Here is a 20,592-nt window from a genome sequence, read left to right on the forward strand (position 1 = left end):
TCAGGCTTTTTGCCGGTTATCAGGAAGGAATATCGTCAGGAATCCCAGCAGCGGCAGGAAGGCGCAGATTTTATAAACCAGATCAATGCTGGTATGGTCCGCCAGCAGGCCTAACACCGCGGCGCCAAGGCCGCCCATGCCAAAGGCGAAGCCGAAAAACAGGCCAGAAACCATGCCGATGCGTCCCGGTAGCAGTTCCTGCGCATAGACCAGAATAGCGGAAAAGGCCGAGGCGAGGATAAAACCAATGATCACCGTTAAAATCCCCGTCCATTCAAGGCTGGCGTAGGGTAAAACAAGGGTGAAAGGCGCTACGCCGAGGATAGAACCCCAAATCACATATTTACGCCCAATTTTATCGCCAACAGGCCCGCCAATTACCGTCCCGGCAGCCACTGCGAACAGGAAGGCAAACAGATGAAGCTGGGCGTTTTGCACCGTTAAGCCGAATTTATGCATCAGATAAAAGGTGTAATAGCTGCTAATGCTCGCCATATAGAAATATTTCGAGAAAATCAGCATCAGCAGAATGCCTACCGCCAGAATAACCTTCTTGCGCGGCAGCGGATTAACGATGGCCGGTTTCGGTTTGCCCTTATTCATTCGATGCTGCGCGGCATACCAGCGGCTGATTTGCGACAGCACGACAATAGCCAACAGAGCGGCCAGCACGAACCAGGCGACGTTGCCTTTGCCGTACGGGGCGATGATCACCGCCGCCAGCAATGGGCCAAGCGAGCTGCCGAAGTTGCCGCCCACCTGGAACAGCGACTGGGCCAGGCCGTGACGGCCGCCGGAGGCCATTCGCGCTACGCGGGACGATTCCGGATGGAAAACCGAGGAGCCGGTACCTACCAGCGCGGCGGCCAGCAGCACCATGCCGAAGCTACCGGCCAGCGCGAGGAGAATCAAACCGCAGAGGGTGAAGCACATGCCCACCGGCAGCGACCACGGCATCGAGCGTTTATCGGTGATGTAGCCAATCACCGGCTGGAATAGCGATGAGGTGAGCTGGAAGGTCAGGGTGATCATGCCGATCTGCACGAAGGTAAGGGAGAACTCCGCCTGCAGCAGCGGGTAGATAGCGAGAATAAGCGACTGGATCATATCGTTAAGCAAATGGGACAGGCTGATCGCGCCTAAGATGCCAAACGAGGTGCGTGCTTTTTGCGGCGGCGCAGCGGGGCCGGACAAGGGTTGAGCGGTCTGATTTATTGCCATAGGTTCACGTCACTTTTTTATATAGCTTTCGTCTTTTGTCAGCCATGGCGACTGCCCTGATTTTCCCGGCTACTGCATGGGAAATATGACGAACGGGCTGACGCAATGCCATACAACGCGAAGGCGTATAGAGGATGCAGGTAGAATTATTATCCAACTAACATACCTGCTGATAAGGTTTGAAGGAAGTCGCAATTCTGAAAACATATTTGTCAACGCGACTAACTCGCTATACTTTCGGCACTTGGGATTAAGTCAGGGAGTGAAGCATGCATTATTTCAAACACAGCGTAGCGCTGGCGCTATTCGCCGCTTTATCGCTGGGCAGCTTGTCGGCACAGGCCTATGAGCAGGATAAAACCTATAAAATTACCATCCTGCACACCAACGATCACCACGGCCATTTCTGGCGCAATGACTACGGCGAATATGGCCTGGCGGCGCAGAAAACGCTGGTCGATGGCATCCGGAAAGAGGTGGCGGCGGAAGGGGGAAGCGTCCTGCTGTTATCCGGCGGCGATATTAATACCGGCGTACCGGAGTCTGATTTACAGGATGCAGAGCCCGATTTTCGCGGCATGAACCTCATCGGCTACGACGCGATGGCGGTGGGAAACCATGAATTCGATAATCCGCTGAGCGTACTGCGCCAGCAGGAAAAGTGGGCTAAGTTCCCGTTCCTGTCGGCCAATATTTATCAGAAAAGCACCGGCGAACGGCTGTTCAAACCCTGGGCGTTGTTTAAGCGCGGTGGGCTGAAAATCGCGGTGATTGGCTTAACCACCGACGATACGGCCAAGATTGGCAATCCGGAATATTTCACCGATATTGAATTCCGCAAACCGGCGGAAGAGGCGAAGCTGGTTATCCAGGAGCTGCAGCAGAATGAAAAGCCGGACGTGATCCTGGCCACCACCCATATGGGCCATTACGACAATGGCAACCACGGCTCTAACGCGCCGGGCGATGTTGAAATGGCGCGGAGTTTACCTGCGGGATCGCTGGCGATGATCGTCGGCGGTCACTCGCAGGATCCGGTATGCATGGCGGCGGAAAATAAAAAGCAGGTCGATTATGTGCCAGGCACCCCGTGCGCTCCGGATCGTCAGAACGGCATCTGGATCGTCCAGGCGCATGAGTGGGGCAAATACGTCGGCCGCGCCGATTTTGAGTTCCGCAACGGCGAGATGAAGCTGGTGCACTATCATCTGATCCCGGTCAACCTGAAGAAAAAAGTGACTTACGATAACGGCCAAAGCGAGCGGGTGCTGTATACGCCGCAGATCGCCGAGAACCCGCAGATGATGTCGCTGCTGACGCCGTTCCAGAACAAAGGCAAGGCGCAGCTGCAGGTCAAAATCGGCAGCGTGAATGGTCATCTGGAGGGCGACCGCAGTAAAGTGCGCTTTGTGCAGACCAATATGGGCCACCTGCTGCTGGCGGCGCAAATAGCGCGCAGCAACGCGGATTTCGCGGTGATGAGCGGCGGCGGGATCCGCGACTCCATTGAGGCGGGGGATATCACCTACAAAGATGTGATGAAGGTCCAGCCGTTCGGCAATGTGCTGACCTATGTCGATATGAGCGGCAAGGAGGTAGTGGATTACCTGACCGCCGTCGCGCAGATGAAGCCGGATTCCGGCGCTTATCCGCAGTTTGCCAACGTCAGTTTCGTGGCCAAAGACGGTAAGCTGAACGATCTGAAAATCAAAGGCGAACCGGTGGATCCGGCGAAGACCTATCGGATGGCGACGCTGAGCTTTAACGCCACCGGCGGCGATGGCTATCCGAATATCGCCGATAAACCCGGGTATGTGAATACCGGCTTTATCGATGCCGAAGTGCTGAAAGAGTATATCGAGAAGAACTCGCCGCTGGATGCCGCCGCCTATGAGCCGAAAGGCGAGGTGAGCTGGCAGTAAGCCTGGGCTTCAGGTTGGCTATTTCCCCGGTGGCGCTACGCTTACCGGGGCTACAAGTTGGGTATCCCGGATAAGGCGCGTGCGCCGCTATCCGGGATCGTTTTATCAATCGCGGCGGGCGATATCGGCGAACTTCGCATCGAGAAGCTGCGCCAGATCGCTGGCCGCCAGCTCAATATCCAGCCCGCGTTTGCCGCCGGAAATATAGATGGTGGCAAATTCCTGCGCCGGGGCGTCAATCACCGTCGGCAGGCGCTTCTTCTGCCCCAGCGGACTGATGCCGCCCACCAGATAGCCGGTGATACGCTGCGCCACCATCGGGTCGGCCATGTCGACTTTCTTAGCGCCCAGCGCTTTCGCCACTTTCTTCAAATCCAGCTGCCCGGCGACCGGAGTGACGGCCACCGCCAGATGCTTCATATCGCCGTTCACGGCGACCAGCAAGGTCTTGTAAACCTGGTCGGCATTGAGGCCGAGCTTGCGCACCACTTCATCTCCGAAGTTGGTCTCATTGGGATCGTGATCGTAACTGTGGATCTGAAAGGAAATTTTGTTTTTTTCGAGTAATTTAACGGCGGGAGTCATAGCTATCCTTCTTACCAACCGGTTTTGCGTGACGTCAGAATACGCCCGCAGGTTGTCTAAAAAATAGTACCATCTTGCGCAATAGTGTTGGCAGTGATGGTCACTTTGAGCGACAATCAGACGATCCGGGATGCAAATTCCGGGATAATAATAATGATGAAATTCCTCTTTGACGGGCCAATAGCAATATTGGCCATTTTTTTTATGTCAGCATATCCGGCAGATTCCCTTCGCCATACAGGTGCAGCGCGCCGACGGCAACCACGTAGCGCCCCGGCGGCAAGGCCAGCAGCGTCTCGCGCCAGGCGAGGTTGCGCTGGTGCATCAGCACATCATATAAAGACTGGCTAAAGGTCGTCGGCAGCGATACCGCGCCGCGCGACGGCGGTTGCTCCAGCCACCAGCCGATCATGACCTGCAGTAAACGGGCGTTGGTGCGCCAGTGGGTCAGCGTATCCTCCAGCAGCGCCATCCCCCCGTCGGGCAGATCGCGCAGCAGCGCGATTTGGCTGTCGGCGCCTTCCAGCTCCATCACCGCTATGTTGCTCTCGCGGGCGGCCATCAGCAACTGATAATCGATGCCGTAATCTGGTCGCAGCCCCAGCTTCTGCGCCTGGGTGGCCTGCAGGACCATCGCCACCTGCCACAGCGGCTGGCTGTCGAACAGCCCGACCGACAGGCCCAGCTCGCCGGTTCGCGCCTCTAGCTCGCTCAGCTGCGCATCGCTCAGGCGTTCCGCCAGCGGTGGGTAAGTGGGGAGATCGCTAAACGGTGTTTCATTGCCGCTGATATCGGCCTCGACGATTAACGCATCGGCCTGGCGTATTTTTTTCAGAAGCTTCGCCGGCGGCGGCGCCATGTCGCGGGTGCCCATATGGATACTGCCGACGAGGTGCAAATAGCGTTCGCCGGGCAGGACGATATCCATCGCAGGCCAGGAATAAGACGAGCCGACGGCGGCTCGCCACAGCATTTTTATCCGGTTTAACAGGCCCATACGCGCTCCGAAGTGTGAGGACTTCATGCTAGCGCATATGGTGATACACGTCACCCTTCCGGCGGGCTTTTCTTGTTCCGGCAAAAAAACGGGCGCCGAACAACGTCGGCGCCCGTTTCATCTGACAGCGTTTACTCTTTTGGTTTAAAGCGCAGCAGGCGGTTGGCGTTACTCACCACGGTGATCGACGACAGCGCCATCGCCGCGCCGGCGACCACCGGGTTGAGCAGGGTGCCGGTCAGCGGCCAGAGGATCCCGGCGGCAATCGGGATACCCAGCGAGTTGTAGACAAACGCGCCCAGCAGGTTCTGCTTCATATTGCGTAACGTTGCTTTCGAAATCGCCAGCGCATCGGCCACGCCGTGAAGACTATGGCGCATCAGGGTGATCGCCGCGGTTTCAATAGCGACATCGCTGCCGCCGCCCATGGCGATCCCGACATCCGCCTGGGCCAGCGCCGGGGCGTCGTTAATCCCATCGCCAACCATCGCCACTTTGTGCCCCTGGCTCTGCAGACGCTTAATGGCATCGGCTTTACCGTCCGGTAGCACGCCGGCGATCACTTCATCAATGCCGGCTTCTTTGGCGATAGCCTTCGCGGTGGTGGGGTTATCCCCGGTAAGCATCACCAGCCGGTAGCCCTGCCGATGCAAACGCGCCAGGGCGTCGACGCTGTCTTCGCGCAGCGGGTCGCGGATGGCGAACAGCGCGGCGGCCTGACCATCCACCGCCAGCAGCACCGGCGTGGCGCCGCGTGAGGCCTGGGCTGTCATCTCGCTTTCCACCTCGGCGGTATTGATATGCTGCTCGTTGAGCAGCGCCTGGTTACCGAGCAGCAGACGATGACCTTCCGCCTCGCCGCTGACGCCAAGGCCGCGCAGGGTGCGGAAGCCGCTGACTTCCGGCAATGGGCCGTCGGCAGCTTTATCAAGGATCGCTCGCGCCAGCGGATGGCTTGAGCCCTGCTCCAGCGCGGCGGCAAGACGCAGCGCGGTATGCTCATCAACGCCAGCGAAAGTTTTCACCGCCACCACCTGCGGCTTGCCTTCGGTCAGGGTGCCGGTTTTATCGAACACCAGGGTGTCGAGTTCACTGGCGCGCTGCAGCGCATCGGCATCGCGCACCAGCACGCCATACTCCGCCGCCCGGCCAACGCCGGAGATAATCGACATTGGCGTCGCCAGGCCTAAGGCGCACGGACAGGCGATAATCAGTACCGTGGTGGCAATGACCAGGGTATAGACGATCTGCGGCGCCGGGCCGAAGAAGTACCAGATCGCAGCGCTAATCAGCGCAATGACGACCACCGCCGGAACAAATACGGCGGAGATTTTATCCGCCAGCTGGCCGATCTCCGGTTTGCTGCTCTGCGCCTGGCGCACCATGCGGATAATTCTTGCCAGCGTGGTCTGGCTGCCGACGGCGCTGGCGGTAAACAGCACGCTGCCATCCTGCACCACGGTACCGGCGTGAATGGCGTCGCCATCGCCTTTTTGCTGCGGCACTGGTTCGCCGGTGAGCATCGCTTCATCAAACCAGGCTTCGCCCTGGCTTATCATGCCGTCGACCGGGACGCGGTCGCCGGTAGTCAGGCGCAGCGTCATGCCGGCCTGAACTTCCGCGAGCGGCAGATCTTTCTCGCCCTCGGGCGTGACGACCCGCGCCGAAGGCGGCGTCAGGTCGAGCAGTTTTTCCAGCGCTTTCGAGGAGCGCTGACGCGCGCGGGCCTCCAGCATATGGCCGAGGTTAATCAGGCCGATAATCATCGCGCTGGCTTCGTAATAGAGATGGCGGGCTTCCATCGGGAACCACTGCGGCCACAGGTTGACGCTCATCGAGTACAGCCAGGCGACGCCGGTGCCGAGCGCCACCAGCGTATCCATGGTGGCGGTGCCGTTTTTCAGGCTTTTCCACGCGCTGCGGTAGAAGTGGCCGCCGGCGAAGACCATGACGGCGAGGGTGACAAGGCCGATAACCAGCCACAGCGAACGGTTGTCGTCGCTGACCATCATGTTATCGCCGATCATGCCCCAGACCATCACCGGCACGCCGACCAGCAGGGCGACAATCGCCTGCCAGCGAAAACGTTTCATCGTCGCGAGGGCGGTTTCCTGCTGACGTTCGCGGCGTTGCAGATCGTCTTCGATCGCCTCCGCGCCATAGCCGGCTTTCTCCACCGCCTGCACTAATTCTGCGGCGGACGCACTGCCCATCACCAGCGCCGTGCGTTCCGCCAGGTTAACCCGCGCCTGTGAGACGCCCGGCACCGCGGCAAGCGCGTTTTGTACCCGGGAGACGCAGCTGGCGCAGCTCATGCCGTTGATCAGCAGCTGTTGACTGTCATCTTCGTCATGGGCTGCCGGAAGCTCAGGAGTGGCCGCTGTCAGTGCTTCCGACGGGATTGATGATTCTGCCAGCGGTTTAGCCTTTGGGTGGCTGAGCTCCGCGCCGTATCCGGCTTGTTTAACGGTATCAATCAGCGCTTGCGCGCTGGCGCTGCCCGTCACATGGGCTTCAGTGAGGGTGACTTCCGCTTGCTCAACGTCAGGACGCTGCTCCAGACTCTCTTTCACGCGTTTGACGCAGTGGCCGCAGGAGAGGCCATCCAGCGTCAGGTCGATAGTGTTAGACATAAATAACTCCTGAATAATTTTCCGGTCAACGATTGACCAGACCCACTCTTTCATCGAGTATTAAGAAGGTTAAACCTTCCAGCAAGGGGAAGGTCAAGGAGAAAAAATGAATATCAGCGATGTGGCGAAAAAAACCGGCTTAACCAGCAAAGCGATTCGTTTTTATGAAGAGAAGGGGCTGGTAACGCCGCCGTTGCGGAGCGAAAACGGCTACCGCACCTATAGTCAGCAGCATCTCGATGAGCTGACGCTGCTGCGCCAGGCGCGGCAGGTGGGGTTTAACCTGGAAGAGTGCCGCGAGCTGGTGGCCCTGTTCAACGACCCGTCGCGGCACAGCGCCGATGTGAAAAAACGCACGCTGGAGAAAGTGGCGGATATCGAGAACCATATCCGCGAGCTGCAAAATATGCGCGCGCACCTGCTGGCGCTGGCCGAATCCTGCCCCGGCGACGACAGCGCGGAGTGCCCGATTATCGATAATCTTTCCGGCTGCTGCCATCGCAAGGCGCAGGCTTAACGGACGGCGGGTCTGATTCGTAGCGTAATCCCTTCTACGGCAATCACTTCAACCTTGCTGCCCGCCGCGAAGTCTTCATCGGCAATCACCGGCCAGGAGCTATCGCCCACGCGGACGTGGCCGCGGCCGTTCACCAGCGGGGCATCCAGCGTCAGGCGGCGGCCCACCAGTTGCTGCCCTCGCTGGTTGAGCTGGGCATCGGCCGGGCGCTGCGTTTTGACGCGCTTGCGCAGCCATTTCGACCACAGCCACGCCGCCAGCAGGGTGAGAACGGCAAACAGCGTGCCTTGCCATTCCCAGCTCAGCGGCAGGAGCCAGGTCAGGGCGCCGGTCACCACGCCGGCGACGCCGCTCCACAGCAGGTATCCGCTGCCGCCCAGCATCTCGGCCGCCAGCAGCAGCCCGCCGAGGCTTAGCCAGAACAGATGGGGGTGTGCGAGGATCATGCCGATCATGATTTTTTCCGATCGCCAGCGCCTTCTTTGATCAGCTCGCTGATCCCGGCGATCGATCCCATCAGGCTGCTGGCATCCAGCGGCATCAATACCACTTTGCTGTTGTTAGCGGCGCCAATCTGCTGCAGCGCATCGGTGTATTTCTGCGCCACGAAGTAGTTGATCGCCTGAATATCGCCCGAGGCGATCGCCGAGGAGACCATTTGGGTGGCGCGGGCTTCCGCTTCGGCGGACCGTTCGCGAGCCTCCGCCTGCAGGAACGCGGACTGCCGTTCGCCCTCGGCCTTGAGGATCTGCGACTGCTTTTCCCCTTCCGCTTTCAGAATTTCCGCCTGTCGCACCCCTTCGGCCTCAAGGATGTACGCGCGTTTGGTACGTTCGGCTTTCATCTGGGCGTTCATCGAGGCGATAAGCTCCGCCGGCGGGCGAACGTCGCGAATTTCGACGCGGGTGATTTTCACCCCCCACGGGTTGGTGGCGTCGTCAACGATATGCAGCAGGCGGGTGTTAATGCTGTCGCGCTGGGAGAGCATTTCGTCCAGCTCCATTGAGCCGAGCACGGTACGGATGTTGGTCATCGTCAGGTTGACGATCGCCTGCTCAAGATTGCTGACCTCGTAGGCGGCCTTTGGCGCGTCGATCACCTGAATAAAGCAGACCGCGTCGATGGTGACGTTGGCGTTATCCCGGGAGATAACCTCCTGCGAGGGGATATCGAGCACCTGCTCCATCATGTTCACTTTGCGGCCGATACGGTCCATAAACGGCACGACTAAGCTTAATCCCGGCTGCAGCGTCTGGGTAAAACGCCCGAAGCGCTCCACCGTCCACTGGTAACCCTGCGGGACAATTTTCACCGCCGCGGCCACAATAACCAGCGCGACGAAAATAAGGATAGGAATAAAAATCAGCATCAAAAACCTCCTGTCTTGTTGCCTGGCGGGGCGCTACAAGGAAATAGCGCATGTTTAAACTGAGTATATCTTTCTCCTCATCCTGGAGAAAGGAAAGTGCGGTAAACTAGCGGTGTTTCAGAAAATAATCAGGAAGACTCATGAAGGAAAATAACGCGCTTTTGCGTCTCGACGGTGTGGGGTTTAAGACCGACGACGCCGTTATTTTACACAATATTAGTTTTCAGCTTCGCGCCGGAGAATTCAAGTTGATTACCGGCCCTTCCGGCTGCGGGAAAAGTACCTTGCTGAAGATTATCGCCTCGCTGCTCAGCCCAACCTCCGGGCGCCTGTTCTTCGACGATGCGGATGTCGCGACGCTGTCGCCGGAAAGGTATCGCCAACAGGTTTCTTACTGCGCGCAGACGCCGGCCCTGTTCGGTGATTCGGTTTACGATAATCTGATTTTTCCGTGGCAGATCCGCAATAAACAACCGGATCCGCAGGCGCTGCTGGCCGATCTGCAGCGCTTTGGCCTTGACGAAAATATGCTGGAAAAATCCATTAACGAACTGTCCGGAGGGGAAAAGCAGCGCGTATCGCTGATCCGCAATCTACAATTTCTGCCGCGCGTGCTGCTGCTGGACGAAATTACCAGCGCGCTGGATGAAAGTAATAAACAGAATGTTAATGAAATTATTCATGGCTACGCAACGGAAAAACAGGTCGCTGTTCTGTGGGTCACCCACGATCGCAATGAAATTTCGCATGCCGATGAAGTGATTACGCTGCAACCTGCCGGCGGAAATATGCAGGAGGTACAGCATGAACGGGCATAACATTACGAACGAATCGCTGGCGCTGTCGATGGTGCTGGTGCTGATCGCTATTCTGGTCAGCTATCGGGAAAAGCTGGCGCTGGAAAAAGATATTATCTGGAGTATTTGCCGGGCGATCGTGCAGCTGATAATCGTCGGCTATGTGCTGAAATATATCTTTAACGTCAATCATGCGGTTCTGACGCTGTTGATGGTGCTGTTTATCTGCTTTAACGCGGCGTGGAATGCGAAGAAGCGCAGTAAATATATCGACAAAGCTTTTATCTCGTCGTTTATCGCCATCACTACTGGCGCTGGACTAACGCTGGCGGTACTGGTGTTTTCTGGCTCGATCGCCTTCGTGCCGATGCAGGTGATCCCGATTGCCGGGATGGTGGCCGGGAACGCCATGGTGGCGGTGGGGCTGTGCTACAACAATATGGGCCAGCGCTTCAGCAGCGAGCAACAGCAGATTCAAGAGAAACTGAGCCTCGGCGCGACGCCGAAGATGGCCTCAGCGCGGCTGATTCGCGAGAGCATTCGCGCGTCATTGATTCCCACCGTCGATTCGGCGAAAACGGTCGGTCTGGTGAGCTTGCCGGGGATGATGTCGGGGCTGATTTTTGCCGGTATTGACCCGGTGAAGGCGATTAAGTACCAGATCATGGTGACCTTTATGCTGCTGTCGACCGCCAGCCTGTCGACGATTATCGCCGGCTATCTGACCTACCGGAAGTTCTTCAACGCCCGCCATCAGCTGGTGGTGACGCAGCTGAAAAAGCGCCCGTGAACGATCCCGGGTTGCGGCGTTCACGCCTTACCCGGGCTACTTAGGCTACGTTCCGCATAGTTCGCGTAGCCCGGATAAGCGCAGCGCTATCCGGGGAAGGCAACGGATTAGTACAGCAGCGAATAGAGCTGACGACGATATTTTGCGGCCAGCGCATCGCCGGTACCGAGGGCGGCGAGGATCTCCTGCAGCATCTTGCGCGCCTGGCCATCGCCGGCGCCTAAATCTTTCTGCAGATGGCTGAACAGCAGGGCCAGCGCTTCTTCATTACGCCCGACCTGATGCAGCTGCAGCGCCAGCTGGGAGGCCAACTGCGCATCCTCCGGATTCTGTTCCACCTGCTGCTGCAGCTGCTGGATTTCCGGGGTGTCGGCGGCCTGTTTGAGCAGCTCAATCTGCGCCACCAGACCCTGATAGTGGGTATCCTGATCCTGCAGAGGAATGGTTTTCAGCACGCTTTCCGCTTCATCGGAACGGTGCAGAGCAATCAGCGTTTCCGCCAGCAGCAGGCCAATCTGGCTTTCCTGATTCGACAGCTGCCAGGCTTCCTTCAGCAGCGGCAGGGCATCGGCGTATTTTTCTTCCTGCATCAGGGCCAGCGCCTGCTGAGCTTTCAGCTCCTCTTCACGGGGCAGGACTTTATCCAGCAGGGCGCGGATCGCTTCTTCCGGCTGCGGGCCTTCAAAACCATCCACCGGCTGGCCGTTCTGGAACAGATAAACCGTAGGGATGGCGCGCAGACCAAACTGTGAAGCGAGCATCTGCTCGGCGTCGCAATCGACCTTCGCCAGCGTGAACTGGCCGTTGTATTGGGCTGCCAGGCGCTCGAGCACCGGGGTCAGCTGTTCGCAGTGCTGGCTGCGGGCAGACCAGAAATAAAACAGCACCGGAACGTTCATGGACTGCTGTAGCGTCTGCTGCAGGTTCGCTTCGCTAATGTTGACAATATTCTGTTCGGACATGGGCTTTTCTCGTTAGTCGATTTCTGTTTTACATGGGGGCGGCATTCCGCGCTTCAACTCAGCCGTGGATAATTTTGTCCATCGCGCGGGCAGGCAGCAGGCGCTTAAGCAGCGCCACCGCGTGGGTGACCAGGGTGACCGGATAGCGCAGCTTTGGTTTATCGCTGGTAAAAGCATGGCGCACTTTTTCCACCACCGCCTCCGGCCCGAGGGTAAAGCGGGCGGCGATGCCCGGATTTTCTACGGGCTTATCGCTTTGCGTCTGGTTGACGTTATCGGTAAAGCGGGTGCGGATCGGGCCCGGTTCAATCAGGCTGACCTGAATACCGCTGTGGCGTAGCTCCATGCGCAGCGCGTCGGACCACGCCTCGAGGGCATATTTACTGGCGGCATAGGCTCCGCGGCCGGGACTGGCGATAAGCCCCATCACCGAGGAGGTCATCACGATGCGCCCTTCGCCGTGCGGCGTCATCGCCGGCAGCAGCAGCATGGTGAGCTGATGCGCGCCGAAAAAGTTAGCGGAAAATTGCTGTTCCATCTGCTGGCGGCTGATGGTGTTCAGCGGGCCATAGACGCCATACCCGGCGTTATTGAACAGGCCGTAGAGACGATTATCGGTCAGCGCAATCACCTCCGCTGCCGCGCGCTCCACGCTCTGCGGGTCATCCAGATCGAGCAAAATACCGGTTAGCCCCAGCTCCTGCATCCGCGCGACATCCTCTGCTTTGCGGCAGGCCGCCAGCACGCGAAAGCCCTGGCGGGTTAAATCCAGCGCGCTTTCCAGACCAATTCCGCTGGAACAGCCTGTCACTAAAACCGTTTTTTGCATAACTTTACCTGTCAGCGACCCCTGGCGTTCAGGAGTCATGATTAACTAAGGGAGCCAGCCGCTTCGCCATCCAGTCGGCGATAAACGGCTGCGCGTCGCGATTTGGGTGAATGCCGTCGTCCTGCATCCATTGCGGCTTGAGATAGACCTCCTCCATAAAAAAGGGCAGGAGAGGAATAGCGAACTCTTTGGCCAGGGCCGGGTAAATCGCGCCGAAGGCTTCATTATAGCGGCGGCCATAGTTCGCCGGCAGGTGAATTTGCATCAGCAGCGGCTCGGCGTTGGCCGCTTTGATATCTTTAATAATGGTGCGCAGCGTCTGCTCGGTCTGCTGCGGCGGAAAACCGCGCAGTCCGTCATTGCCGCCGAGCTCAACCAGCACCCAGCGCGGCTGGTGCTGCTTAAGCAGCGCTGGCAGGCGAGCCAACCCCTGCTGCGAGGTATCGCCGCTGATGCTGGCGTTCACCACCGGCGTTTTCGCCTGCCACTGCTCATTGAGCAGCGCAGGCCAGGCGGCGTTGGCCGCCATCCGATAGCCAGCGCTCAGGCTGTCGCCGAGGATCAGCAGCGTGTCCGCCGCCATCGCGCGGCAGGTAAACAGGAACAACAACAGGAAAGGCACATGCCAGCGGAAAACATACTTGAAGTTCATCATCTTAAGAAGTCCGTCGGTCAGGGGGAGCATCAGCTCTCCATCCTTACCGGAGTTGAGCTGGTTGTCAAACCGCGGCAGACCATCGCCCTGATCGGCGAGTCGGGTTCCGGTAAATCGACCCTGCTGGCGATCCTCGCCGGCCTCGACGATGGCAGCAGCGGGGAAGTATCGATGCTGGGCAAACCGCTGCACCGGATGGATGAAGAGGCGCGGGCGGCGCTGCGGGCGCAGCACGTTGGTTTTGTTTTTCAGTCGTTTATGCTGATCCCGACGCTCAACGCCCTGGAGAACGTCGAGCTGCCGGCGCTGTTGCGCGGCGCCAGCGATAGCCAGAGCCGGGGCGATGCCCGCGCGCTGCTTGAGCAGCTGGGACTTGGCAAACGCCTGCACCACCTGCCGGCGCAGCTCTCCGGCGGCGAACAGCAGCGGGTGGCGCTGGCCCGGGCCTTTAACGGGCGCCCGGCCATTCTGTTCGCCGATGAGCCCACCGGCAACCTCGATCGCCAGACCGGGGACAAAATTGCCGATCTGCTGTTCTCGCTTAATCGCGAACACGGCACCACCCTGATCCTCGTCACTCACGATCCGCTGCTGGCGGCGCGCTGCGATCGCCGTCTGCGCCTGGTGGATGGCCAGCTGCGGGAGGAAGCATGATCGCCCGCTGGTTCTGGCGCGAATGGCGCTCGCCGTCGCTGCTGATCGTCTGGCTGGCGTTAAGCCTCGCCGTGGCCTGCGTGCTGGCGCTGGGGTCGATAAGCGATCGGATGGAGAAAGGCCTTAGCCAGCAAAGCCGTGAGTTTATGGCCGGCGACCGTACGCTGCGTAGTTCGCGCGAGGTGCCCGCCGAGTGGATCGCACAGGCGCGGAAGTCAGGGCTGACCGTCGGCGAGCAGCTGAGCTTTGCCACCATGACGTTCGCCGGGGATACGCCGCAGCTGGCGGATGTTAAGGCGGTGGACGACCGCTATCCGCTGTATGGCACCCTCGAGACGCAACCGCCGGGGCTGAAGCCGCAGGCGGGGAGCGTGCTGCTGGCGCCAAGGCTGATGGCGCTCCTGAACCTGAAAACCGGCGATACGATTGACGTTGGCGATGCCACGCTGCGCATTGCCGGGGAGGTGATTCAGGAGCCGGATGCAGGGTTTAACCCCTTCCAGATGGCGCCGCGGCTGATGATGAATATGGCCGACGTGGCAAAAACCGGGGCCGTGCAGCCCGGCAGTCGCGTCGCATGGCGCTATAAGTTCGCCGGCGACGCTGAACAGCTGGCCAATTATGAGCAGTGGCTGCTGCCGAAGCTCGGCCCGGAGCATCGCTGGATTGGTCTTGACCAGGACGACAGCGCGCTGGGCAAATCCCTCGAACGCTCGCAGCAATTCCTGCTGTTATCCGCGCTGTTGACGCTGCTGCTGGCCGTCGCCGCAGTGGCGGTAGCGATGAGCCACTACTGCCGCAGCCGCTATGATCTGGTCGCCATACTCAAGACGCTGGGCGCCGGAAGGTCGCAGCTGCGCAAGCTTATCGTCGGCCAATGGCTGCTGCTGTTGACGCTGTCGGTGATAACCGGCGGGGTGGCGGGCCTGGCGCTGGAGCGTCTGCTGCTGCTGGTGCTCAAACCGGTGCTGCCCGCCGCGTTACCCGCTGCCAGCGGTTGGCCGTGGCTGTGGGCTATCGGGGCGACAGGCGTCATTTCCCTGCTGGTGGGCCTGCGACCCTATCGACTGCTGCTGGCGACCCTGCCGCTGCGAGTGCTGCGTCAGGATGTGGTGGCTAACGTCTGGCCGTTGAAAATCTGGATCCCGGCGGTTAGCGTCGTGGTGGTGGGCCTGTTGGCCTGGCTGCTGGGCGGCAGCCCGCTGCTGTGGTCGGTGCTGGCCGGGGCGGTGGTGCTGGCGCTGCTGTGCGGCCTGGTGGGCTGGGGATTGCTGTGGCTGCTCAAACGCCTGACGCTCAAAGCCTTGCCGCTGCGTCTGGCGGTGAACCGCCTGCTGCGCCAGCCGTGGTCGACCCTCAGCCAGCTGGCGGCGTTTTCCCTGTCGTTTATGCTGCTGGCGCTCCTGTTGGTGCTGCGCGGCGATCTGCTTGACCGCTGGCAGCAGCAGTTGCCCCCGCAGAGCCCGAACTACTTTCTGATCAATATCGCCCCTGAGCAGATAGTGCCGGTGAAGACCTTCCTCGCCGAACACCAGACGCGGGCGGCGGAATTCTATCCGATCGTCCGGGCCCGTCTGACGCAGATCAACGGTCAATCCACGGACGGGAACAAAGACGAAGCGCTGAATCGCGAGCTTAATCTCACCTGGAGCGAACAGCGTCCGGATCATAATCCGCTGGTGGCCGGCAGCTGGCCGCCGAAGCCGGGCGAGGTATCGATTGAGGAGGGGCTGGCGCAGCGGCTGGGGATAAAGATCGGCGATACAGTGACCTTTACCGGCGATACCCAGGAGTTCAGCGCGAAGGTCAGCAGCGTGCGCAAAGTAGACTGGGAGAGCCTGCGGCCAAACTTCTTCTTTATTTTCCCCGCCGGGGCGCTGGACGGGCAGCCGCAGAGCTGGCTCACCAGCTTCCGCTGGGATAACGGTCCCGCGATGTTGACCCAGCTGAACCGCGAGTTTCCCACCGTCAGTCTGCTGGATATCGGCGCCATCCTGCGTCAGGTCGGCCAGGTGCTCTCCCAGGTCAGCCGGGCGCTGGAGGTGATGGTGGGCCTGGTGACGGCCTGCGGCGTGCTGCTGTTGCTGGCGCAGGTGCAGGTCGGTATGCGTCAACGCCATCAGGAGCTGGTGGTCTGGCGCACGCTGGGGGCAGGAAAATCGCTGCTGCGCGCTACGCTGTGGGCGGAGTTTGCCCTGCTGGGGCTGGTTTCCGGCCTGGTGGCGGCGATAGGCGCGGAAGTGGCGCTGGCGATGCTGCAGACGAAAGTCTTTGATTTTCCCTGGGCGCCGGACTGGCGCCTGTGGGTGTTGCTGCCGCTGACGGGAGCGGTGTTGTTATCCCTGTGCGGCGGCGGGCTGGGGCTGCGTCTGTTAAAAGGAAAAGCGCTATTCCGCCAGTTTAGCCAGTAAGAATATTGCATTTTGATGATGCGCCGCCGTTTTTGGCGGCGCTTTTATTTTAAACGCACAAATTGATAAATAATTGATTTTTAAGAGCACAAAACATTAAAAACCCAACAACACGCTATGCTGATTCGCGGTTAATATTCAACTGGAAAATATAAGGTGGCTTATTAATCAAGGAAAAACTATGGCACACACAATAAAAGCGCTGGCGATCTCGATCGGCGCAGCATTAGCGTTAACGTCATTGCCTTCCCACGCGGAGATTACGCTGCTGAAACAAGATCCGCAGGCGGGCGATCCGTTAAGCCGGCTTAACTTTACCGTCGGCGGCAGTATCCGGCCGCAGTTCAACATGATGACCGGCGATGGCGACAAAGGCTCCTGTAAGCGTAACGGTTTTGACGGCGGCACCCGCTTCCGCTTCGCGGCGGATTACTACCTGTTCGATGATATTAGCTGGATCAGCTACTATGAGCTGGGCGTGAACATTCCGGCGCTGTTTGACTGGGATAACCACTACGCGGAAGGCGCGAACAATACCACCCGCCGCATGCTGTATACCGGCCTGAAAAGCGATACCTGGGGTACGTTAACCTACGGGCAGCAGAACAGCATTTACTATGATGTGGTGGGGGTGAAAACCGATATCTGGGACTACGATATGATCGGTCAGGCCCCGGGGAACGGTATTAATGGCGATTACGATGGCTCCTATCGTTCACGTAATATGCTGAAATATAAGAAAACTGTAGGTGATGTCGATCTTTACGGCTCTTATCTGTTCGAAGACAGCGAATACCTGCCGGGTAACGGCCTGCGTTACAAGCGTAAAGGCGGTGGTTCTGTTGGCGCGGACTACCACATCATGAAGGATCTGACCTGGGGTACCGCGTGGAACTACACCCGCGCCGAAATGCGCGACCCGTCAAGCGCCGACAGCAAAACCTATGACCAGAATATCGTCGGTACCGCGCTGAGCTGGACCCCGGATAACTGGACCTTCTCCTTCGGCGGCGGCTGGTATCAGAACTTCCTCACCACCAAGAAAACCGATGTGCATAATTACTTTGCCGGTGACGCCTGGGGGATTGAATATTTTGCGGGCTATAAATTCCCGATCAATCAATACGCTGTTAAATCTATTCAGCCGTACTTTATGGGCGACCGTCTGGAATATGTGAACGGCCGCAACTATCAGCGTATCGATAACGGTCTGGGGATTAGCTTCCAGCTGGATTACGGTTTCCGCGTTGACTACGAACACGTGTTTACCTCCAGCACCGACAACCTTGGCGATATGAACCTGGTCCGTCTACGCTACGACTTCTAAGCGGTCACAACTCCCCGGTCGCGCGCGCTTACCGTGGCTACAAATCGCGCCGACCGGTAGCCCGGCTAAGGCGTTTACGCCGCAAGCCGGGACAATAGAGCATGCGATTACTTCGCCAGCCAGGCTGCGACCTCCTGCCAGCTGCCGCGAAAGAGAATTTTCCCGGCTTTTTTCCCCAACTGATAGCGATACATCGGGTCGTAGTACTCTTCCAGCAGCGGTACCAGCCAGGCAAAGTGCGCCTCGGTGCTGGCGGTGCGCTGCTGCTGCACCAGCGCCTCATCGAGCCGTTCAGTGAGCTGAGCAAAACGCTGCAGCCCCAGGCGACGGCGGATGGCAAACAGGCCGTGATGCAGATACTCGCCGTATGCCTGCCAGCCTTTCTCTTCGCCATACGCGGCGATAAAGTCGCAATACATGCGATCGAAATACTCTTCGCGCAGCCGTTCGAGGCGAACGTCAAACGGATCTTCCACCACCGCCAGCGGCGACTGCGCCATGCGGAGGCGCAGGCTCTCCGGTAGATGATTGGCGCCGATCATATGGCCTTCATCTTCCAGCACCCAGCGGGTCTGCTGTTCGGCTTTTTTAAGCAGGCTGACCGCCAGGTGGTTTTCAAAGGTGGCCTGTGGATGCTGATCCTGCAGGGTTCGACCGAATGAAGAACCGCGGTGATGAGCAAGCCCTTCCAGGTCGATACCGTCCGGGCGCGAGCAGACCAGTTGAGTTTTGCCGTTGCCGGTACAGCCGCCAATCAGCACGATCGGGCGCTGCACCAGTTTGTCGGTGGCCTGGATCGCCGCCTGGCGTAGCGCTTTATAGCCGCCGACGATCAGGGGGTAATCCACGCCAGCTTCTTTCAGCCACTGCTGGACGATATGCGAGCGCTGGCCGCCGCGGGTGCAGCACAGGTAACCGTGTGGGTAACGGGCGCACGCTTCCAGCCACGCCTGAGTACGGCTGGCGCGCAGGTCACCCTGGACCAGTTTATGGCCGAGCGCCAGCGCCGCTTCCGGCCCCTGACGCTTGTAGCAGGTGCCGACCGCGGCGCGTTCTTCATCATTCATCAGCGGCAGGTTGATCGCCGCCGGCATCGCGCTTTGGCTAAACTCCACCGGGGCGCGTACGTCAATCAGTGGCGTATCGCTGGCGAGAATGGCGCGATAATCCGTCCCATTGGTCATGGGGTATCCTCTGAAGTCAAAACAGAAATGAGCTTTACAGCAAGGGGGGGATTGTACGCGCCTCAAGGTGTGCCGGGGAAGGGGATAGATCAAATCCCCGGCACGAAGGGCTTAGCTGAGCTGCGATTGCGCCCAGAACAGGCCGCTGGTGTACTCCGGCGGCAGCAGCGGCTTGATCGCTTCCAGCGTCGCGCTCAGGCGATCGGTATCGCTGTCGGTGAGGTTCAGGTGGCCGACTTTACGACCCGGGCGCACCTCTTTGTCATACCAGTGCAGGTGCACCAGCGGCAGCTTCAGCCAGTCGTAGTTAAGATCGGTGCCGATCAGGTTGATCATCACCGACGGGCTGTTGACCACCGGCGGCGGCAGCGGCAGGCCGGTAATCGCCCGCAGATGCAGCTCGAACTGGCTGATAGACGCCCCGTTCTGCGTCCAGTGGCCGCTGTTGTGCACCCGCGGCGCCAGCTCGTTAATCAGCAGCCCCTCGGCGGTAACGAAGCACTCCATCGCCATCACGCCGACATAGTTCAGCTCGTTCATGATCGCCGTCAGCATGCTTTCCGCCTGTTCCTGCTGGCGAGCGTTGGCCTGCGGGAAGGCGACGCTGGCGCGCAGAATACCGTCCTGATGCAGGTTACGGGTCAGCGGGTAGAAGACGGTGCTACCGTCATGAGCGCGGGCGCCTACCAGCGATACCTCGCCGGAGAAGTTAATCCCCTGCTCGACGATGCACTCGCCGTAGTTATCGGCCGGTAGCTGATCGATCTCGTTTTCCCGCAGACGCCACTGGCCGCGGCCGTCGTAACCGCCAACGCGACGCTTAACGATCGCCAGTTCGCCAAGGCGAGCAAACACCGCCGGCCACTCGCTTTTATCCGCCAGCAGCTGCCACGGGGCGGTGGCGAGGCCAAGCTTGTCAAACAGCTGCTTTTGCGTCAGGCGGTCGGCGATAATCGGGAAGACATCGCGGTTGACGAACGCCGGGTGGCGGGCCAGCTCGCGGGTGAGGGCGGTTTCCGGCCAGCGTTCAATTTCTGCCGTGATGACGCTCTGCTGGAACGGCACCGCTTCCGGGTCGGCTTCCAGCCCCACCGGCCAAACGGCGATGCCCAGCGGCTCGCCGGCCTGGCGCAGCATACGGCCTAACTGGCCGTTACCGAGCACGCATACCTGTTTCATGCCGCACCCCGCGGATCCGGATTATCCAGCACTTCATCGGTTTGCGCCTGACGCCAGGCGCTCAGGCGCTGGTGCAGTTCTGCATCATGCTGGGCAAGGATCTGCGCGGCGAGCAGGCCGGCGTTCGCAGCGCCAGCTTTGCCGATGGCCAGGGTACCGACCGGAATGCCGCGCGGCATCTGCACAATGGAGTAGAGGCTGTCGACACCGCTTAAGGCTGCGCTCTGAACCGGTACGCCGAGCACCGGCACCAGGGTTTTCGCCGCAATCATGCCCGGCAGATGCGCCGCGCCGCCTGCTCCTGCAATAATCACCTGATAACCGTGGCTTTCGGCGCTTTCAGCAAAGCTGAACAGCTTATCGGGCGTGCGGTGGGCGGAGACCACTTCGACATGGTACGGAACGTTCAGGGCATCAAGGATTTCTGCGGTAAATTGCATGGTAGCCCAGTCGCTTTTGGACCCCATCACGATGGCGATACGCGCCGAATTATTGCGGGAAGACATGCGTCTTAAAACTCCTGTGGGTGTGTTTCACACTGCTTTAGAGGCCACAGAGAA

Annotated in this window: 20 protein-coding genes; 7 read left to right on the top strand and 13 right to left on the bottom strand. The window is 59.5% G+C overall.

Annotated features, from left to right (window positions below):
* Entirely contained in the window at positions 1–1,221 is a 1,221-nt protein-coding gene (locus tag DR88_RS20215; protein ID WP_004147385.1) for an MFS transporter, read from the bottom strand.
* Positions 1,222–1,490: 269 nt separating this feature from the next.
* Between DR88_RS20215 and ushA the strand changes: the two genes are divergently transcribed.
* Positions 1,491–3,143 carry a bifunctional UDP-sugar hydrolase/5'-nucleotidase UshA gene (gene ushA, locus DR88_RS20210; RefSeq protein WP_004147386.1) on the top strand — a complete coding sequence of 551 codons (1,653 nt, stop codon included), beginning with the start codon at positions 1,491–1,493 and terminating at the stop codon, positions 3,141–3,143.
* Between the two features lie 105 nt (positions 3,144–3,248).
* On the opposite strand, the gene ybaK is transcribed toward ushA, so the two are convergent.
* From ybaK to copA, 3 genes are all read right to left on the bottom strand, one after another.
* Positions 3,249–3,728 carry a Cys-tRNA(Pro)/Cys-tRNA(Cys) deacylase YbaK gene (gene ybaK, locus DR88_RS20205; RefSeq protein WP_002892205.1) on the bottom strand — a complete coding sequence of 160 codons (480 nt, stop codon included), beginning with the start codon at positions 3,726–3,728 and terminating at the stop codon, positions 3,249–3,251.
* 202 nt (positions 3,729–3,930) lie between these two features.
* Positions 3,931–4,725, bottom strand: coding sequence for a TraB/GumN family protein (locus tag DR88_RS20200; RefSeq protein ID WP_004178774.1), 795 nt, complete (start codon positions 4,723–4,725; stop codon positions 3,931–3,933).
* 131 nt (positions 4,726–4,856) lie between these two features.
* Complete coding sequence (gene copA / locus DR88_RS20195; RefSeq protein ID WP_004178775.1) at positions 4,857–7,358, bottom strand: copper-exporting P-type ATPase CopA; 2,502 nt, start codon at positions 7,356–7,358, stop codon at positions 4,857–4,859.
* A gap of 106 nt (positions 7,359–7,464) precedes the next feature.
* Here copA and cueR point away from each other — a divergent pair, with 106 nt between their 5' ends.
* Entirely contained in the window at positions 7,465–7,875 is a 411-nt protein-coding gene (gene cueR / locus DR88_RS20190) for a Cu(I)-responsive transcriptional regulator (RefSeq protein WP_002892208.1), read from the top strand.
* Here the strand turns inward: cueR and DR88_RS20185 are convergent.
* Entirely contained in the window at positions 7,872–8,330 is a 459-nt protein-coding gene (locus DR88_RS20185; RefSeq protein WP_004142979.1) for an NfeD family protein, read from the bottom strand. The genes cueR and DR88_RS20185 overlap by 4 nt on opposite strands.
* The gene (locus DR88_RS20180; RefSeq protein ID WP_002892258.1) at positions 8,327–9,244 is read right to left on the bottom strand and encodes an SPFH domain-containing protein; all 918 of its coding nucleotides are present in this window, start codon (positions 9,242–9,244) and stop codon (positions 8,327–8,329) included. Before DR88_RS20180 ends, DR88_RS20185 begins: the two co-directional genes overlap by 4 nt.
* 140 nt (positions 9,245–9,384) lie before the next feature.
* Between DR88_RS20180 and fetA the strand changes: the two genes are divergently transcribed.
* A complete protein-coding gene (fetA, locus tag DR88_RS20175) occupies positions 9,385–10,062 on the top strand; it encodes an iron efflux ABC transporter ATP-binding subunit FetA (protein WP_004893793.1) in 678 nt (225 codons plus the stop codon).
* On the top strand, positions 10,049–10,831 hold the full coding sequence (gene fetB / locus DR88_RS20170) for an iron efflux ABC transporter permease subunit FetB (protein WP_004177223.1): 783 nt from the start codon (positions 10,049–10,051) through the stop codon (positions 10,829–10,831). Before fetA ends, fetB begins: the two co-directional genes overlap by 14 nt.
* A 107-nt stretch (positions 10,832–10,938) precedes the next feature.
* Here the strand turns inward: fetB and DR88_RS20165 are convergent, their stop codons facing one another.
* Genes DR88_RS20165 through tesA form a run of 3 tightly spaced genes read right to left on the bottom strand, consistent with a single transcriptional unit; the run spans position 10,939 to position 13,274 of the window.
* Positions 10,939–11,793, bottom strand: coding sequence for a co-chaperone YbbN (locus DR88_RS20165; protein ID WP_002892263.1), 855 nt, complete (start codon positions 11,791–11,793; stop codon positions 10,939–10,941).
* A gap of 58 nt (positions 11,794–11,851) precedes the next feature.
* Positions 11,852–12,661 (bottom strand): SDR family oxidoreductase, encoded by an 810-nt coding sequence (locus DR88_RS20160; RefSeq protein ID WP_009484702.1) that lies wholly within the window; start codon positions 12,659–12,661, stop codon positions 11,852–11,854.
* On the bottom strand, positions 12,651–13,274 hold the full coding sequence (gene tesA / locus DR88_RS20155) for a multifunctional acyl-CoA thioesterase I/protease I/lysophospholipase L1 (protein WP_004196998.1): 624 nt from the start codon (positions 13,272–13,274) through the stop codon (positions 12,651–12,653). The genes DR88_RS20160 and tesA overlap by 11 nt, the downstream gene beginning before the upstream one ends.
* Between tesA and ybbA the strand changes: the two genes are divergently transcribed.
* Both ybbA and ybbP read left to right on the top strand, forming a co-directional pair.
* A complete protein-coding gene (gene ybbA, locus DR88_RS20150; protein ID WP_004146399.1) occupies positions 13,245–13,931 on the top strand; it encodes a putative ABC transporter ATP-binding protein YbbA in 687 nt (228 codons plus the stop codon). The two genes, tesA and ybbA, sit on opposite strands and share 30 nt — an antisense overlap.
* Entirely contained in the window at positions 13,928–16,342 is a 2,415-nt protein-coding gene (gene ybbP / locus DR88_RS20145; protein WP_004147400.1) for a putative ABC transporter permease subunit YbbP, read from the top strand. Before ybbA ends, ybbP begins: the two co-directional genes overlap by 4 nt.
* Here ybbP and DR88_RS30390 read toward each other — a convergent pair.
* Positions 16,319–16,432: a hypothetical protein gene (locus DR88_RS30390; protein ID WP_004147401.1), complete on the bottom strand. Its 114-nt coding sequence runs from the start codon at positions 16,430–16,432 to the stop codon at positions 16,319–16,321. The two genes, ybbP and DR88_RS30390, sit on opposite strands and share 24 nt — an antisense overlap.
* Positions 16,433–16,523: 91 nt before the next feature.
* Here DR88_RS30390 and DR88_RS20140 point away from each other — a divergent pair, with 91 nt between their 5' ends.
* Positions 16,524–17,669, top strand: a complete 1,146-nt coding sequence (locus DR88_RS20140) for a porin (protein WP_004147402.1) — start codon at positions 16,524–16,526, stop codon at positions 17,667–17,669.
* A 107-nt stretch (positions 17,670–17,776) separates the two neighbouring features.
* Here the strand turns inward: DR88_RS20140 and mnmH are convergent, their stop codons facing one another.
* The 3 genes from mnmH to purE all read right to left on the bottom strand — a co-directional run bounded on the left by mnmH (position 17,777) and on the right by purE (position 20,538).
* Positions 17,777–18,853: a tRNA 2-selenouridine(34) synthase MnmH gene (gene mnmH / locus DR88_RS20135; protein WP_025861754.1), complete on the bottom strand. Its 1,077-nt coding sequence runs from the start codon at positions 18,851–18,853 to the stop codon at positions 17,777–17,779.
* A gap of 111 nt (positions 18,854–18,964) precedes the next feature.
* A complete protein-coding gene (gene purK / locus DR88_RS20130) occupies positions 18,965–20,032 on the bottom strand; it encodes a 5-(carboxyamino)imidazole ribonucleotide synthase (RefSeq protein WP_004143002.1) in 1,068 nt (355 codons plus the stop codon).
* Positions 20,029–20,538 carry a 5-(carboxyamino)imidazole ribonucleotide mutase gene (purE, locus tag DR88_RS20125; protein ID WP_004151322.1) on the bottom strand — a complete coding sequence of 170 codons (510 nt, stop codon included), beginning with the start codon at positions 20,536–20,538 and terminating at the stop codon, positions 20,029–20,031. The genes purK and purE overlap by 4 nt, the downstream gene beginning before the upstream one ends.
* Between the last annotated feature and the right edge of the window lie 54 nt (positions 20,539–20,592).

Source organism: Klebsiella pneumoniae, from assembly GCF_000742135.1.
GTDB lineage: Bacteria > Pseudomonadota > Gammaproteobacteria > Enterobacterales > Enterobacteriaceae > Klebsiella > Klebsiella pneumoniae.